10 protein-coding genes and 1 pseudogene are annotated in these 15010 nt (G+C 59.2%); 9 read left to right on the top strand and 2 right to left on the bottom strand.

Features of this window, described 5'->3' with window-relative positions; translation table 11 throughout:
* The first annotated feature begins 26 nt into the window (after positions 1-26).
* The 4 genes from BN4348_RS42735 (at position 27) to BN4348_RS42720 (ending at position 5990) form a co-directional block, all read left to right on the top strand.
* Entirely contained in the window at positions 27-803 is a 777-nt protein-coding gene (locus BN4348_RS42735) for a sulfotransferase family protein (protein WP_084454182.1), read from the top strand.
* A 597-nt stretch (positions 804-1400) separates the two neighbouring features.
* Positions 1401-3107, top strand: a complete 1707-nt coding sequence (locus BN4348_RS42730) for a glycosyltransferase family 2 protein (RefSeq protein WP_142308707.1) — start codon at positions 1401-1403, stop codon at positions 3105-3107.
* Between the two features lie 30 nt (positions 3108-3137).
* Positions 3138-4541, top strand: coding sequence for a glycosyltransferase (locus BN4348_RS42725; RefSeq protein ID WP_084454181.1), 1404 nt, complete (start codon positions 3138-3140; stop codon positions 4539-4541).
* A gap of 27 nt (positions 4542-4568) precedes the next feature.
* Positions 4569-5990 (top strand): glycosyltransferase, encoded by a 1422-nt coding sequence (locus BN4348_RS42720; protein WP_084454180.1) that lies wholly within the window; start codon positions 4569-4571, stop codon positions 5988-5990.
* A gap of 425 nt (positions 5991-6415) precedes the next feature.
* On the opposite strand, the gene BN4348_RS42715 is transcribed toward BN4348_RS42720, so the two are convergent.
* Positions 6416-7552: a beta-galactosidase gene (locus BN4348_RS42715; protein WP_160040452.1), complete on the bottom strand. Its 1137-nt coding sequence runs from the start codon at positions 7550-7552 to the stop codon at positions 6416-6418.
* Between the two features lie 637 nt (positions 7553-8189).
* On the opposite strand from BN4348_RS42715, the gene BN4348_RS42710 reads away from it, so the two are divergent.
* From BN4348_RS42710 to BN4348_RS42695, 3 genes are all read left to right on the top strand, one after another.
* Positions 8190-8642 carry a hypothetical protein gene (locus BN4348_RS42710; protein ID WP_160040449.1) on the top strand — a complete coding sequence of 151 codons (453 nt, stop codon included), beginning with the start codon at positions 8190-8192 and terminating at the stop codon, positions 8640-8642.
* Positions 8643-8677: 35 nt separating this feature from the next.
* Positions 8678-8983, top strand: coding sequence for an integrase core domain-containing protein (locus tag BN4348_RS62815; RefSeq protein WP_084454178.1), 306 nt, complete (start codon positions 8678-8680; stop codon positions 8981-8983).
* Positions 8984-9476: 493 nt separating this feature from the next.
* Positions 9477-10790, top strand: a complete 1314-nt coding sequence (locus BN4348_RS42695; protein ID WP_235852735.1) for a TylF/MycF/NovP-related O-methyltransferase — start codon at positions 9477-9479, stop codon at positions 10788-10790.
* Here the strand turns inward: BN4348_RS42695 and BN4348_RS42690 are convergent.
* Positions 10787-11524, bottom strand: coding sequence for a hypothetical protein (locus BN4348_RS42690; protein ID WP_142308704.1), 738 nt, complete (start codon positions 11522-11524; stop codon positions 10787-10789). The genes BN4348_RS42695 and BN4348_RS42690 overlap by 4 nt on opposite strands.
* A gap of 286 nt (positions 11525-11810) precedes the next feature.
* On the opposite strand from BN4348_RS42690, the pseudogene BN4348_RS61445 reads away from it, so the two are divergent.
* Together BN4348_RS61445 and BN4348_RS42680 are read left to right on the top strand one after the other, a co-directional pair.
* A pseudogene (locus BN4348_RS61445) lies at positions 11811-12364 on the top strand (transposase); the annotation flags it as partial.
* Positions 12365-12562: 198 nt separating this feature from the next.
* Positions 12563-15001, top strand: coding sequence for a GSCFA domain-containing protein (locus tag BN4348_RS42680; protein WP_084454177.1), 2439 nt, complete (start codon positions 12563-12565; stop codon positions 14999-15001).
* Positions 15002-15010 lie beyond the last annotated feature (9 nt).

Raw genomic sequence — 15010 nt, 5'->3', positions numbered from 1 at the left:
CGCCTGCAAACGGAAGGTATGATTCAATGCACTCTCCAGTGTTTATTGTGGGGTCACCCCGCTCCGGCACCAGCGCGCTTGTCAGCGTGCTGAGCTATGTCGGCTACCACGGGTTTCTAGAGGGGAACTTCCTCCAATTGCTTCACTCTATCGATTTCTTAGTAGATCGCCACTTTGGCGACCCCGCCTTCTTTCCCGACACCGACGAACCCCTGATGCTGCCAAACATCGACAAGCGCGATCTGAAGCGCAGACTCTTCGAAGTGTTTCGGACGGTGGTGAACGATCTGAATCCGAAAGATCCGTGGTTCGACAAAACAGGGAGTCCGGAGATGACTTTGGCGATCCCGATCGTCCGGGAACTATGGCCGGACTCGGTTTTTGTGTTCGCCAAGCGGCGCGGCATTGAAAACATCATCTCGCGCGTGAAAAAGTTTCCCGATGTGTCGTTCGAACACCACTGTTCCGATTGGGCCAATAACATGGCCGCGTGGCGGACCATTCGGCAGCAGTTGCCGCCGGGATGTTTCATCGAGGTCGAACAGCGCGACATGATTCAGCAACCGGAGTGCACCGCTCGAAGTTTGTGCACATTTCTGCATGTGGACGATGTTCCAGCCGCTTGCTACATCATGAGAACTCAACGCCCGGAGCAGAGCGCAGAAGGAAGCGCCTCCAAGACATTTTCGCTCGCTGAATCCGGTTGGACGGTAGAACAGACGGAGACGTTTCTCAAACATTGCGAGACCGAAATGAAGGAATTCGGCTACACGATGGATGAGCATTACAGCGCAACTCTGTGACACGCTCGATTACTGGAGCGAGCGCGGAAATGTCTTGGCGGATGCGGTCGCGGCGGTCTGTAGCCGGCTAACCCGTCCATCGCGGTGACCGCGCGGCCGGTCACGAGGCCAGCGCGGTCGCTGAACGACCGGGCAGCAGGTCAAGCAGGCGCTCGGGGCCGCGGGGATCGGGGTCGGGTTAAGTCAATGATGAGGATGACGAATCTGGCCGCTGCGCGGTGCCGGGGTGCCCAGCGGTGCTCGTCATCGCCGATCCCCCCGAAGGGTTGATCAGCTCGGTTCGGCCGGCGCCACGTACGGGTCTGCGCGCCTGCCGCACAGCGGGGGCGGGTTTTCTCTGGGGGCGGTGATAGACGCGCCGGTATGTCGATTCCAGCGGCGCCCCCCGCGAAGGCACGTCGCCGACAGCTACCGAACTGAGGATCTGTCGAAATGGCCACTGGCACCCGGCGGACCCTATAAGGTGTGGGCCAAACGGCTGCTTCACGAGGAAGGGGGCGGATGCTGCGTGCTCACGCCCAGGACGATGCGACGCCCGAATGCCTTTGAGGACTCCACTCTGTCTAGGTTCCCCGCGGCGCCGGCGGAAATCGCCTTATGACGGTCGCGAAGGGTGCCGGCAAGAAAGCTTCGACAGATCAGAGTCAGCCGAAGGTGAGCGCGGCAACGTCGCCTTCGAAGCGAGCTGAGCCAGTTAGCGCGACACTCGGGCCGCCAGGATTGCGGACGTCTTTCCCGGTTTCGGTCGAAACTGCCTCGGAAGATTTTGATGAGTCAGCCTATCTTGCAGCGTTTCCGGACGTCGCAGGGTCCATCAAGGATGGGCATTTTCCTTCGGCATTACGCCACTATGAATCTTATGGTAGGCACGAGGGCCGTCTTTCGGATCCTCGTTATGAGGCGGCCGTTCGCGCCGACACAGCCGGATTTCCCGCAGCCAACGTGGATGGGATCTTCGGTTGTAAAGATGGGCAATGCTTGGTCTTGGGCTGGGTAAACGACGACGGACAGGAACCCGTCAGCAAAGTGGTGCTGCGGAACGCATTTGGTTTGCGGGGTTCAACGACGGCAGTTTATCGGTACTGCCGCAAGGATGTTACAAGCTATCTGCAACTGCCGGAGGACAGAAATCTCGCTTTCTGGGCGATTGTAGCGATCGACAGACCCGAAAGCATGAGTGCGCCGGTCACCGAAGTGACCTTGTCGGTAGGAGCCGAGCGCAAGACATTCACGTGTCCAATCCGTCTGGTGGCCGACGAAAGATTCATGGAGCTTGCTCTTGAGTCTCTGGGGACCCAAACTGTCGGGCATGCTCCTGGGGAAACCTTTCTCTCCTTGGACGCCGGATTAGGACGTTCGCTGATCGCGTTGAATCTCAAGGTTTCGAGGCGGATGGCTCTGGGCGCACAGACGGTTCAAATTGGCGTGGCGCCGGCTCGCCCGGAAGCATCAATCATCGTGTGTCTGTACGGTAGGCCGGAATTGCTTAGGATTCAGTGTGCGCTTTTCTCGAAGTGTCGTGGCATTGAAAACTACGAATTCATCTACGTCTCGAATAGTCCCGAGATGGCAGAGTTGCTGATCAAGGACGCTACTATCGCGAACCGGATCTATGGGATGCCGATTACGCTGATCCTTCTGCCGGGCAATGCGGGGTTTGGTGTCGCCAATAACGTTGCGGCCGCCGCCGCGCGCAGTGCTCGCCTTTTGATAGTGAATCCAGACATTTTTCCGATGGATCCGGAATGGCCGTCGGAGCATAGCCGGATCGTGAATAATCTGCCTCCGGAGCAAGTTGCGTTGTTTGGCGCTCCCTTGTATTACGACGACGGGTCGTTGATGCATGGGGGTATGTATTTTGAAGTGGACGTCGAATTCTCTTTTCGGGATCAGCAAGCCACGCGCTGCGAGATGCTCAGAGTGGAACACTACGGTAAGGGAGCGCCGCCGCATACGAACCCTTTTCTTGTCTCACGCCCGGTTCCAGCCGTGACCGGGGCCTTCATGTCTGTCGAACGTAAGTGGTTCGAGTCGTTGGGCGGGTTCTCGCCCGAATACGTTTACGGACAGTACGAGGACGCTGACCTTTGCCTCAAGAGCTTCCACGCCGGCAAGCCGGCGTGGCTTCATTGCCTGCCGTTCGTGCATTTCGAGGGGAAGGGGTCTGCATACCGTCCAGCTTTCGGAGGCGGACGTCTGGTGAATCGATGGCATTTCACCAAAGTCTGGGGCGAAATCGTGAAGGAGAGCATCCGCGGTCCTCGTCCTGCGTCACAAGCTTTCTCGACTCCGGCTCACCGCTGAGCGCTTACCGGGAACGAGAGAAGGAGGGAAATGACCGAAACGGAGGGCAACACCAAAGTTCTCATTGTCAGTCTCTATCATCCCGAATTGATACGGGGCGGTGCGCAGCGGATCGCCTATGAACTATTCCAGGGATTGCAGAACGAACCAGGCATCGAACCGGTGCTTCTGGCTTCGACCGACAGTACGTATCCGGCATTGTATAAAGCCGGAGCTTGCATCACTGGCTTCGACCAGCGGCCGAACGAATTTCTGTTCCTTCCGGCCGAATTCGACGGTTACTGGTATCGGACATCCTCAGTCCGTCTGGTCGAGGCCTACTGCGAATTTCTTAACACTATTCGGCCCGATGTCGTTCATTTTCATCATTTCCTGACTTTTGGCATTGATTTGCCCAGCTTGACCAGGCGGATTCTTCCCAATGCACGCCTTGTCTTCACGTTTCACGAATTTCTCAGCATCTGCTATGCGAACGGACACATGGTGCGAACAACCGATCAATCGATGTGTTCGCAAGCGAGCTCCGTTCGTTGTCATCAGTGCTTCCCCCACCTCCCGCCGGAACACTTTTCGTTGCGGAAGATGTGGTTCATGCGCCACCTGCAGGATGTGGACGTTTTTACCTGTCCCAGCAGTTTCATGATCGACCGCTACGTAGCGTGGGGACTGGATGCGGGGAAGATCCGTCACGTACCGAACGGTCTGCCTGACTGCACCGGTGGTTCAATGCTTCCCGTTTTTGACGGTCCAAAGAACCGCTTCGGCTTCTTCGGACAGATGGTCGACATCAAGGGTATTCAAATAATCCTCCGTGCAGCGGCAATCCTTCGCGAGCAGGGCTTCACAAACTTCAAGGTTGAGTTGAACGGCGACAACATCCGCCTTGCCACGCCGGCGCTCGTAAAGGAAATCGAAGATTTCTTCGCCGAAGAGAATGAGCGCCCTTTTGCACAGCGAATCGTGCACAACAATGGTTCCTACCCGGTAGATCAATTGGCCAGCCGAATGGCACGCGTTGAGTGGTGCATTTTGCCTTCCCTCTGGACAGAGGGTTTTCCGACTGTGCTAATTGAGGCGGGGGCGTTCCGCCGCCCGGTCATCTGTTCTGATATTGGGGCTATGGCCGAGTACGTCAACCATGACGTCGATGGCATCCACTTTACCCGGGGTGACCCCGACGCCCTGGCCGCAGCCATGCTGAGAGCCTCTACGGAAACCGGCCTTTGGGAGCGCCTTTCCGGCGCGATCCCGGAACCGCCGTCTCTTGGGGCAATGATCGCGGGATTCCTCGACGTGTATGGCCTTAAACAAAAGCCAAACGGCTCAGTAGTACGGCGATCGGTCAGCCGGGAAAAGGTCGCAAAAGGAATTGATGCACCGATGAAAGCGCAGAGACCGTCCCGCCGGCCGGCACGGGTATCGAATTCGCGATAACGATCTTTCGGTCAGAAGAGGAGGGAAATGACCGAAACGGAGGGCAACGTCAAAGTTCTCATTGTGACTCTCCACCATCCCGAATTGATACGGGGCGGTGCGCAACGGGTCGCCTATGAACTATTCCAGGGATTGCAGAACGAACCAGGCATCGAACCGGTGCTTCTGGCTTCGACCGACAGTGCGTATCCAACCGATAGCGCGTATCCGGCATTGTATAAAGCTGGAGCTTGCATCACTGGCTTCGACCAGCGGCCGAACGAATTCCTGTTCCTCCCGGCCGAATACGACGGTACCTGGCACCGGACATCCTCAGTCCGTCTGGTCGAGGCCTACTGCGAATTTCTTAACACCGTTCGCCCCGATATCGTTCATTTCCATCATTTCCTGACTTTTGGCATTGATCTGATCAGCTTGACCAGGCGAGTTCTTCCCAATGCGCGCATTGTCTTCACGTTTCACGAATTTCTCAGCATCTGCAACGCGAACGGATATATGGTGCGAACAAGCGATCAATCGCTGTGTTCGCAAGCGAGCTCCGTTCGTTGTCATCAGTGCTTCCCCCACCTCCCGCCCGAACACTTTTCGTTGCGGAAGATGTGGTTCATGCGCCACCTGGAGGATGTGGACGTTTTTACCTGTCCCAGCGGTTTCATGATCGACCGCTATGTAGCGTGGGGGCTGGATGCGGGTAAGATCCGTCACGTTCCGAACGGTCTGCCTGATTGCACCGGCGGTTCAATGCTTCCCGTTTTTGACGGTCCAAAGAACCGCTTCGGCTTCTTTGGGCAGATGGTCGACATCAAGGGTATTCAAATAATCCTCCGTGCGGTGGCAATCCTTCGGGAGCAGGGCTTCACAAACTTCAAGGTTGAGTTGAACGGCGACAACCTCCGCTATGGCACGCCGGCGCTCGTTAAGGAAATCGACGATTTCTTCGCCGAAGAGAATGAACGTCCTTTTGCGCAGCGGATCGTGCACAACAATGGTTCCTACTCAGTAGATCAACTGGCTAGCCGAATGGCACGCGTTGACTGGTGCATTGTGCCTTCCCTCTGGGAAGAGGCTTTTTGCCTCGTGGTATCGGAGGCGGGGGCGTTCCGCCGCCCGGTCATCTGTTCCGATCTTGGGGGTCCGGCGGAGCGCGTCACCGATGACGTCGATGGCATCCACTTTACCCGGGGTGACCCCGATGCCCTGGCCGCAGCCATGCTGAGAGCCTCTACGGAAACCGGCCTTTGGGAGCGTCTTTCCGATGCGATCCCTGAACCGCCGTCTCTTGCGGCAATGGTTGCGGGATTCCTCGACGTTTATGGCCTAAAACAAAAGCTAAACGGCTCAGTAGTACGGCGATCGGTCACCCGGGAAAAGGCCACAAAAGGAACTGATGCACCGATGAAAGCACAAAGAGCGTCTCGCCGGCCGGCACGGGTATCGAATTCGCGATAACGATCTTTCGGTTTGTCTCTCAAGAAATCGCGAACTCGGCGAGTGTACGCGGAGTACGGCCTGGACCGCCCCCAGGGAATTGTCAACCTGGCGAGAAGACTGACGTGAGGCGGCGTCCCGGCGGGCAAGCGCGACGACTCGGTCAGGATGCTTGGTCGAGGGTGACGTGGTAGCCCATGGCTTCGAGTTGGCGGACGGGGTTGTTTCAATCCCAGTGTCGTGCACAGGCTCTGAGCTGCGGTGTCCTGCGTTTTTCGGCGGGGCCGCTGCTATATGCTGCCTTAACCGATCGGTCTTCAATGTATGCGCCGGTGGATCAAGAATCGCGACCGGATCGTCGCGGTGGTCTTCGCGGGAGAGCGGATCCAGCGGCGGGTTGCGGAGGCCCTCAGGTTTCAATCGCGGCTGGGCATGGCCGCGGCGCGTCAAGGGGATGGTTGGATTCCTAGGCCGCGCACCAATTCGAGAGGATGAAATGGTGACGTATTGGGAGAGACGATCCCCTGCGCGAGGTCATCGAAAAATACGAGCTTTGCCGGTTGAAAGATCGAGACAACGTGCTGGATCTTGGCAACATTTCGCAGGTCCGCGGTGCCGATGCGCGGATTTGCAAGAGACCCAGACTCGAGGCCGACTCGCCCGCCGCTGCGTCGGTAGCCCAACAGATATCGGAGATCCACCTCGATCGCGTCGGCCTGGACGGCTGGGAGTTCAGCGTACGTAGGCGGGTTCGTGGCACCACTCAATAGGTCATCGTCATGAGCCTCCAGGCAGTTGCATTCGATGAATAGCCTTGACGCCGCCAATTCGGAAAAAAAAGCGTCCGCGGCTGCCTGATCTGTGGCGGTGCCGAGCGTACGAATAAAGCCCAGACGCGAAATATCGAATTCGAGCTCGCTTTTGTGGAACGCCGACTGGTATTGGCGGACTGTCTCAAGGCAAAAAGCGAGCCACTGCGTTTCTTGGAAATTTGGCATTGTGGTATGGCCGGGAATCCCTCCGACCATCGGGTTTTCCTCGCCAAGTAGTCCCGTCCCGATTCGGACCTGCGCGATCGTTGGGTTGCCGTCGTAACGCTGAGCCAAGTCACGAACGAGTGCCGACGTAAGCTGTAGGAACTTCGGGTCCCGAAAATCCGGAAATTGGGACACCGCTGTTTTTCCCAACGGATTCGTCCCCATGATCAAGGTGGAGACCGGATACGTCTTCACTTGCGCTAGCACCCAGTCGGGGGTCGCGTTCTGAACGTGCTTTCCGTCAGGCGCGCTCATAAAAGGGTAGCTGATCGTCGCCACGGAGAGGATGATCTTTTTATTCCTCGCCGTCCAGTAGGCTAGGGCGCGATCGATCAGGCTGAAATCGCACGCCCCTGCCGTGGGGCAGATCGATGACCAATCCACCACGAGTGCGATGCCGGACATGAAGGAAACTGCCGGCACCAGATCGGTGACTTGGCTCACACTCACCGCTTGGATCGAATTCAACAGGTGGTCGTCGTTGTATCGATAGGGGGGTGGATAAAAAAACAGTGCCGCGCCGGGAGTGGGTGGGGGTGTTGTCACGGGAGACGCCCCTGGGGCCGTCGTCCCGGTTGGTGGCGCGATGTGCGATTGCGTACACGAAAGCAAAAATGCGCACGTGATCAAAACTAGCGGTGCAAGGAATCGGTTTTTCACAAGAATTCCGCAAAATCGTGGGACGGCGGGGCGCCGGTCATCGGGCGAACGTGACCCGCTGCGGTTTGCGTTCGGGTTGGCCGCGGTCCAGGCGGCGGCCGATCTCGGCGGCGTGCGCCTCGGGCGTCGCGCTTACGGGCGAACGTCTTACCCGCCGACCGGCGGGCGTCGTTGCCGTCGGTGTAGCGGACCGCGTAGCGGCCCGACTTTTGTTTGGTGACTGGCGCGAACCCTCGCCGGTGAGTGGTGGTCATTTCCGCTGCCTTTCCGCCGCCGCAGAAATTACATCAGGCATAAAGAGGCAGTGCCAGGCTGTATTCCTATCTGGTTGAATATGCCTGGTCAGAGCAGGTGTCGGCAGCTCAGACGAACCGTCTAGTCCTGGCAGGATACGGATTCGCGCTTTTTCTGCCTGACTAGGCCACTTTCGGTGTGTCCCGAAGGCTGCGGTTTCCTTGACCTGGGCTGATTTGTCGGCTTAGTGCACATGCTAGGCACTAATTTGGATCGGTAGGCTCGGCGGATGGTCTGGATTCGGCGGGTGCGCACGAATCCGCTTGCCGTGTCACGGGATTGTACCGATCCAACCGCAACACCACCGGCGGTGCCTGTGCCTAATCGCGAGATCGAACGGCTAATCGATGACCCGGCGCGGATGGCACCCCGCAGAGAACAGACCCGCAGGCTGATGCGCAAGGCCGGGGTGCAGCGCGGAAAGCCGGTGTTCACTGCGATCACCGATCCGGCGGTCAGCCGCCCCGCCGACCTCGTCAACCGCCAGTTCAAGGCTCCCGCACCCAACCGGCTGTGGGTCACTTTCGTGCGGACCTGGCAAGGGTTTTGCTACATCACGTTCTTCACCGACGCATGCACCAAAAGAATCGTCGGCTTGGCGGTCTCGACGACCATGCGCACCGAGGAGCTTCCGTTGCAAACATTCCATGCTGTGTGGCAGTCGGACTCGAAGCTGAGTTGATTCATCGTTCCGACCGCGGATCGCAGTAACTATCGCTGACCTATACCGACCGGCTGGCCCAGCTCGGAATCGCCCCATCAGTCGGGCCACATTGCGATAGCTATGACAACGCCGTCGCCAAAGCGGTCAACGCCGCCTACAAGACCGAGTTGATCAACCGCGGCAAGTCCTGGCGGTGCATCGACGGCGGGGAACGGTCGACCGCCCAATGGGTGGCCTGGTACAACCAGGAACGCATGCACGAAGCCCTTGGCTATGTTCCACCGGCCGAGTTCGAGGCCGCCCTCACCGGCGCCTCACAACCAGCGAGCCAGCCAGCCCCGGCCCTCGCAACCGACTAGAAACAAAACCTGGGTTAGTTCACTTCGGATAGGCGAGCCGTGGCCGAGATCTCAAGGACTAGTTCGGTTTTCTCGCCGAGCGTGGGCTGGACTGGCGCGCAGTGCGACTCGATGACGTCGGCGAGGTCGTGGCCTGGCGCGGCTGCCGCTGCAGGCCCGGGATGGGCAGGTCGCTGCATTGCGTCGGTGCCGCATCACTGCACGGAATCGACTGTGAACCGCAAACTGTCGGGGCCGGGCGTCCTACACCCACGCCGCACGAGACGGGGTGGATGGCGGCGCTCTGTTGACCTCGTGGCAGGTCGGCGGCGCGCGTGGTCGTTGGAAGCCGTTCCCGCACGACATCATTACGAGGGCATCTTCGATGAGTCCACGCGGCTTCTTGACACCTGGATTTCTGACATGGTGTCATGCCAGGAAGCCCTGGGCATTGGACAAGCTGGCGTCGTAGACCGCGCTGCAGCGGCAAGGGACGCGGACGACGGTGTTGCCGATGGCGCCCGATGGGATTGCCTGCAAGCGCATCGCCGTGGATGTTGGCGGCGCCCTCGGCGAGGAGGGATGGAATCGCCACATGGAAGTGGAGATATCCGGGGTCACCCTGCGCCCTTGCAATGACCCGATCACCGCTGCTGCTCTCGACTACCCGCGGATGGGTCCGGTCGACGGAGGCGCGTTCCAGGTCTTCGGCTGGGTCGTAAGCAAGTCGCCCGTAGCCAGGTTGGAGTTCGTCCACGAGCAAAGGGTGGTTGCGCGCTGCGAGTTAACTCTTCCGCGGCCCGATGTGGACAGCGTGTACGGCAGTTCGTCACCAGTGGGGTTCTGGAAGGCGATCGGAACGGCCGGACTCGCGCCGACATTCACCATTGAGGTGAGGGTTGTCTTCCAGGATGGACGCCGAGACGTGATCGCGGAAATCCGCGGCACGCATCAGCTAGCCCCGACCTTCACCCCGTCCAAGCCGCTTCTAGAGCCGGCATACCAAGGATGGGGCCGCGGCAGATTGGTGCAGCGATACCTCAATCTTCTCGAGGCATCGCTGACCGGCATGCTTTTCGAAGATGTGCCCTGCGATCATTGGTCGGACGGCAAGTTCGATCCCAACAACCGTCTCTTGGGGAGGGACTGGCCCTCACTTTCGTTTTCAATGATCGGAAGTGTTCGCATGCGAAATTTACGCTACGCCTGCGAGACGGTAATACTTGATGGCGTCAAGGGGGACTTCATAGAGACTGGCGTTTGGCGAGGCGGCGCCTGTATTCTGATGAGGGGAATTCTTGAGGCATATGGTGATGGCACGCGACGTGTCTTCTTGGCTGACAGCTTTGCTGGACTTCCACCCCCAGACCCCGAAAAGTTCCCCGCTGATGCCGGTGACCAGCACCATACTCATACTCAACTCAAGGTGTCGCGTGCCGATGTTGAGAATAATTTTCGGCGTTTCGGGTTACTGGACGAACGGGTCGTTTTCCTTGAGGGTTGGTTCAAGGATACGTTGCGAGACGCTCCGATCGATCGGTTAGCTGTATTGCGGCTTGATGGCGATATGTATGAATCAACGATTGAAGCTTTGAACGCGCTCTATCACAAAGTGGCGTATGGCGGCTTTGCGATAGTGGACGATTATCAGATACCGGCTTGCGTGAAGGCCGTCAACGATTTTCGTGAACGTTACGGGATCACATCGCCCATATTGCCGATTGACGGATGGGGTACGTACTGGCGCGTCGATCACGCTGATCATCGCGCAGGAGCCGCAGATCGTGCGGCTGGGCGGCGGGCCGTAGTCCCCCGGTCGGGCCTCTAGCGGAGCGCGACCAGGCGCTTTTCGTATTCGTCCAACATAAATGCGCCATACGCGGCATTCGCATGCGTCGCATCCTCGCCCCAATACTCGGGCCGCAGGTACCCCTCTTCGGTCATCGCCGATGCGCTCACCGGCCAGAATTCGACCGCGAGCCGCTCGGCGGTCTCGCGCATCATCTGCTGAAGCAGAAACCACAGCTTCAGACGGAGGTATGCGGGCGCGAGCTGCGCCTTTTCGGGATCCAGGCAGAGGTCCGAGGCCATCTTGGCGAAGACATCGGCATTAACCTGCATGCCGCGCCGGATGGCTTCGTTGTCCCCCTTCGGGGGTGGCGTACCCAGGACGATCGGCCGCTGCCCGCCGGTATCCAGCATCCGTGTCACGACCATCTCGAGGTGGGCCATCGAGGGCTGGAACACTTCGCGCACCTGCAGCTCGGGGACGAGCTCGACCCCCTGCTCCACGACCAGCCCAGGGTGCGACGCGAGAGCGAAATCGAACCGCTTGTCGAGGAACATGAAATGGTAGACGTGCTGGTTGCCCAGAAAGCAGAGCGCTATAGGGAAAGTCTTGGCCAGCTCGACGGCCGCGTCCCAGTAACCTAGATTCACCGGGTCGCCGCCGATCCTCATGAATCCCCGGGCTTCGTCGATGGGATTCATCTCGTAGTCCTCGGGCGACCGGCCCATATGCCCGCCGTAGCAGTTGACGTGGGAATTGCCGATGATCAGCAACCGCACTTTTCCTTCGGGGACGCTCATGAGGACGCGCGAACTAAGAATGCTTCGATCTGCGTCTCTTTGATCTGATTACTCACTGATGCCATCCCGGAACGTGGTGTGCAGACTGCCAGTTGCTTGCCGCCAGAGGGCAGCATCGCCGACACACCAGCATAGTCTTGACCGAAATTTTGCACGCAACTTTGCGTGACACGATGCCAAGTTAGCGAAAGTGCTTGTACTGCAGAGGATAACGAGACTGCTCCAGGGCGATCATTCCGATTGGGAGGGCGCTTTCTAGGTGAAGAGTAGGGCAGCGGTTTCTTTGGTCAAAGTGTCGGCGGCCGGCCGGGGTATGGTGGCACGCCGGTGCGGGCATGTTGGGTGAGGTCGCCGATTTGACCGGGCTGTCGTCGTAGGTGACGGCGGTGTTGGCCGACGCCTATCAACCGCCGTGGATTCATGCGCCCGGGGCTTTGTTCGCCGACCTGGCTGCCGCGGTTGCCGACCGCGCGGATTGTGTCGACGGGGTCGGCCGGTTGTGGGGCTAGCGTGAGCACGTGTTCGGCGGGGTCGCCTCGACAACCACACTGTGGAGGTTGGTCGACGAGCGCATCGACGCCATTCACCTGCCGTGGATCCGGGCGGTCCGCCAACGGGCCTGCGCCGCCGGTGCTGCCCCCGACCGTGACAGCTGGCTGTACCTGGATGTCGATGCCACCATCACCGTCGATCACTCTGAGAATAAAGAAAACGCCTCGGCGACCTGGGAGAAGACGTTTGGACTTTCACCCGCTGCTGGTGTTGTTAGACCGTCCCGACATCGTCGCCGGGGAGGCGCTGGCCGGGCTGCTGCCCACCAAACTGGCGGATCTGTCGAAATGGTCGACCGGCCCCCGGCTGACCCAATAAAGTGTTGGCCGAACGGCAGCTTCACGAGGAAGGGGGCGGATGCCGCGTGCTTGCGCCGACGACGATGCGACGCCCGAATGACCCTCAGAACGCCACTAGAGGATCGTCGTTGCGCCATTGATCCTGCAGTGGAGGAATTCCATGCATCCGTACCAGAACGCGCCGGACCGCTCCTTTTGGAGTCGGTCGGTATCTTCGGGTTTCGACGTCCGCCAACTCGCGGATCATGATGGGCCGCTGATCCGACCGGGTGAACGTGTCGCGTCGGCCGGGAGTTGTTTCGCCTCCAACCTAGTGCCGTTCCTGGAGCGTGCGGGGTTCGAATACATTCGGACCGAGAGGCGTAACCCCGCATTCTCGAACGTTCGGCCGGAGAACCTTGGCTACGAAAACTTCAGCGCGGCGTACGGCAATATCTACACGCCGCGGCAGCTACTCCAACTCCTGCGCCGCTGCCTGGGAACCTTCAGACCGGCCGAAGACCGCTGGCACACGGATGCCGGCGTGATCGACCCCTTCCGTCCCGGACTTCGCTATCACGCACTCACCGACCGCGAGTTCGACCTGCTCAATGCACAGCATCTGCGCGCGGTCCGACGCGTGTTCGAGGAGGCCAAGGTCTTCATCTTCACGCTCGGCCTGACCGAAGCGTGGGTCTCGCGGCTCGACGGGGCGGTTTTTCCCGCGTGTCCCGGCACGATTGCCGGCACCTTCGACGAGGCGCGCCATGCGTTCGTCAACTTTTCAGTGGACGAGATCACCTCGGATCTCGACGCGTTCGTCACCGAGCTTCGCGCGTTGAATCGCGGGGTTCGCATCATTCTGACGGTCTCGCCGGTGCCGTTGGTGGCCACCGCAACTGGCAAGCACGTGCTCCCGTCGTCCACCTACAGCAAGGCCGTCTTGCGGGCGTCCGCAGAGGAAATCGTGAGACGCCACGCCTTCATCTCCTACTTTCCGGCCTTCGAGATCGTCACGGGGCCACAAGCCCCGGATGCTTACCTGGAGGCCGATCGGCGCAGTGTCACACAGGAGGCCATCGCCACCGTGATGACCGCATTCCTTGCGGCGTGCGAGGCCCCGGACCAAGCCCCACCCGTGGTAAACGCGCCGCGCGAGGAGCGAGACTCGGCGCGCCGGCTCTCACGGATGCTTAGCCAGGCGGAATGCGAGGAGGGGATGGCCGACGTCTCGACCGAGTCGGTCGTCGATGTCGCGGAAGAGACCATCCGGAATCTCTATTCCGAGCTGCTGGCGCGCTCGCCCGGGGAACAAGAGCTAAAGGCCTGGACCGCTTACGCTCGTGGCAGGTCGGTGATCGAGCTCGTCAAGCTGTTCGTCGCATCCGACGAGTTCAAGGCGCGCTTGAAGGATGAGATCAAAGAGACGCAGAACGAAGATTTCATAGTTCGCGCGTCCTCCGAGCCAGAACCGGATTTGCTGCCCCAAGGCAGATTTCTGCTCCGAGACTGGCCGCCATCGGATGGCACGCTGACAATCATCGAAGCACCAAAGGTAGAGCAATTGAGGCCGCCTGAATTTGTTTGCAACCTCTCCGGTGAGGAGATACCCGACTGGGTAATTACGCGCGCCCAAATCCATGGAAGCTACTTGGTTTCGCGATCCGACGTGCTTCTATTTGGGCCCAATTACATGATGAGTCAATCCGGGCTCTGGTCGTGCGAAACGCGAGCGGGTAAGCGGCAATACATGGAATTTGTGGCGCGTCCTGGGTTTTCCCATTTCCACCCCGGCGTGAAGCCCGGCATCGAATTCGAGGGTGATGAGATTGTTCTCGATTGCAACACGCTAAGCCAGTACGATGTTGATTCGATCACCGAACCAGTGTTTCTCGCCACTCCCCTGGAACCCGACAATTGGGGCAGATGGCTCGCAACAACCCTCCCCAAATGCGCCCAGTTCAAGGCAGTCGGGAACGGACGAAAATTCTTTTGCCGGGCTGCGCATCCGTGGCAGCGGGACCTCTTGCACCTGCTGGGCATCGAGGAGGCTCAAGTGATGGAGCACGATCCGGGCAAAACATACTTTTGCCGCGATGTCCTAACCGTGGAATATTCGACGGTAGACATGGCGGTTAGTGAGGCTGAGAAGCAGGTCTACGCCGACTTGGCGGATGCCTGCCGGCGAGATTCCGCAGACACTTTTGGCGAGCGAATCTTCGTGTCGCGTCTCTCCGCTTCGGCGAAGCATCCTCACTACCGCGTTTTGCAAAACGAATGCGAACTTATCGCGGCACTGGGCAAGTTGGGTTTCAAGGCGGTTCAACCGGAGCAGCTACCACTTAAAGAGCAGATTGGGATGTTTGCACGAGCCAAATGCGTTGTCGCCTTGGGCGGATCGGCCCTCTATAGCGTTCGTTTCTGCTCGCCCGGCACAACGGTAGTGGACATCGAATCGAGTGATCATTTTATCCACCCACACTCCATGATGCTCAGTTCAATGGGACATCGCTTTGGCGTTATTTTTGGGCAGCAAGACCCCGCCGATCCAACGCCGGTGCACAAACGGTGGACCATTGACGTGCAGCGTGCCTGCGCCGCAATTCGGGAGATTCTTTGAGCATTTTCT

The organism is Mycobacterium interjectum (assembly GCF_900078675.2).
GTDB lineage: Bacteria > Actinomycetota > Actinomycetes > Mycobacteriales > Mycobacteriaceae > Mycobacterium > Mycobacterium interjectum.
The sequence above is the reverse complement of the archived record's forward strand: the minus strand, read 5'-3'. Positions and strand labels throughout refer to the sequence as shown.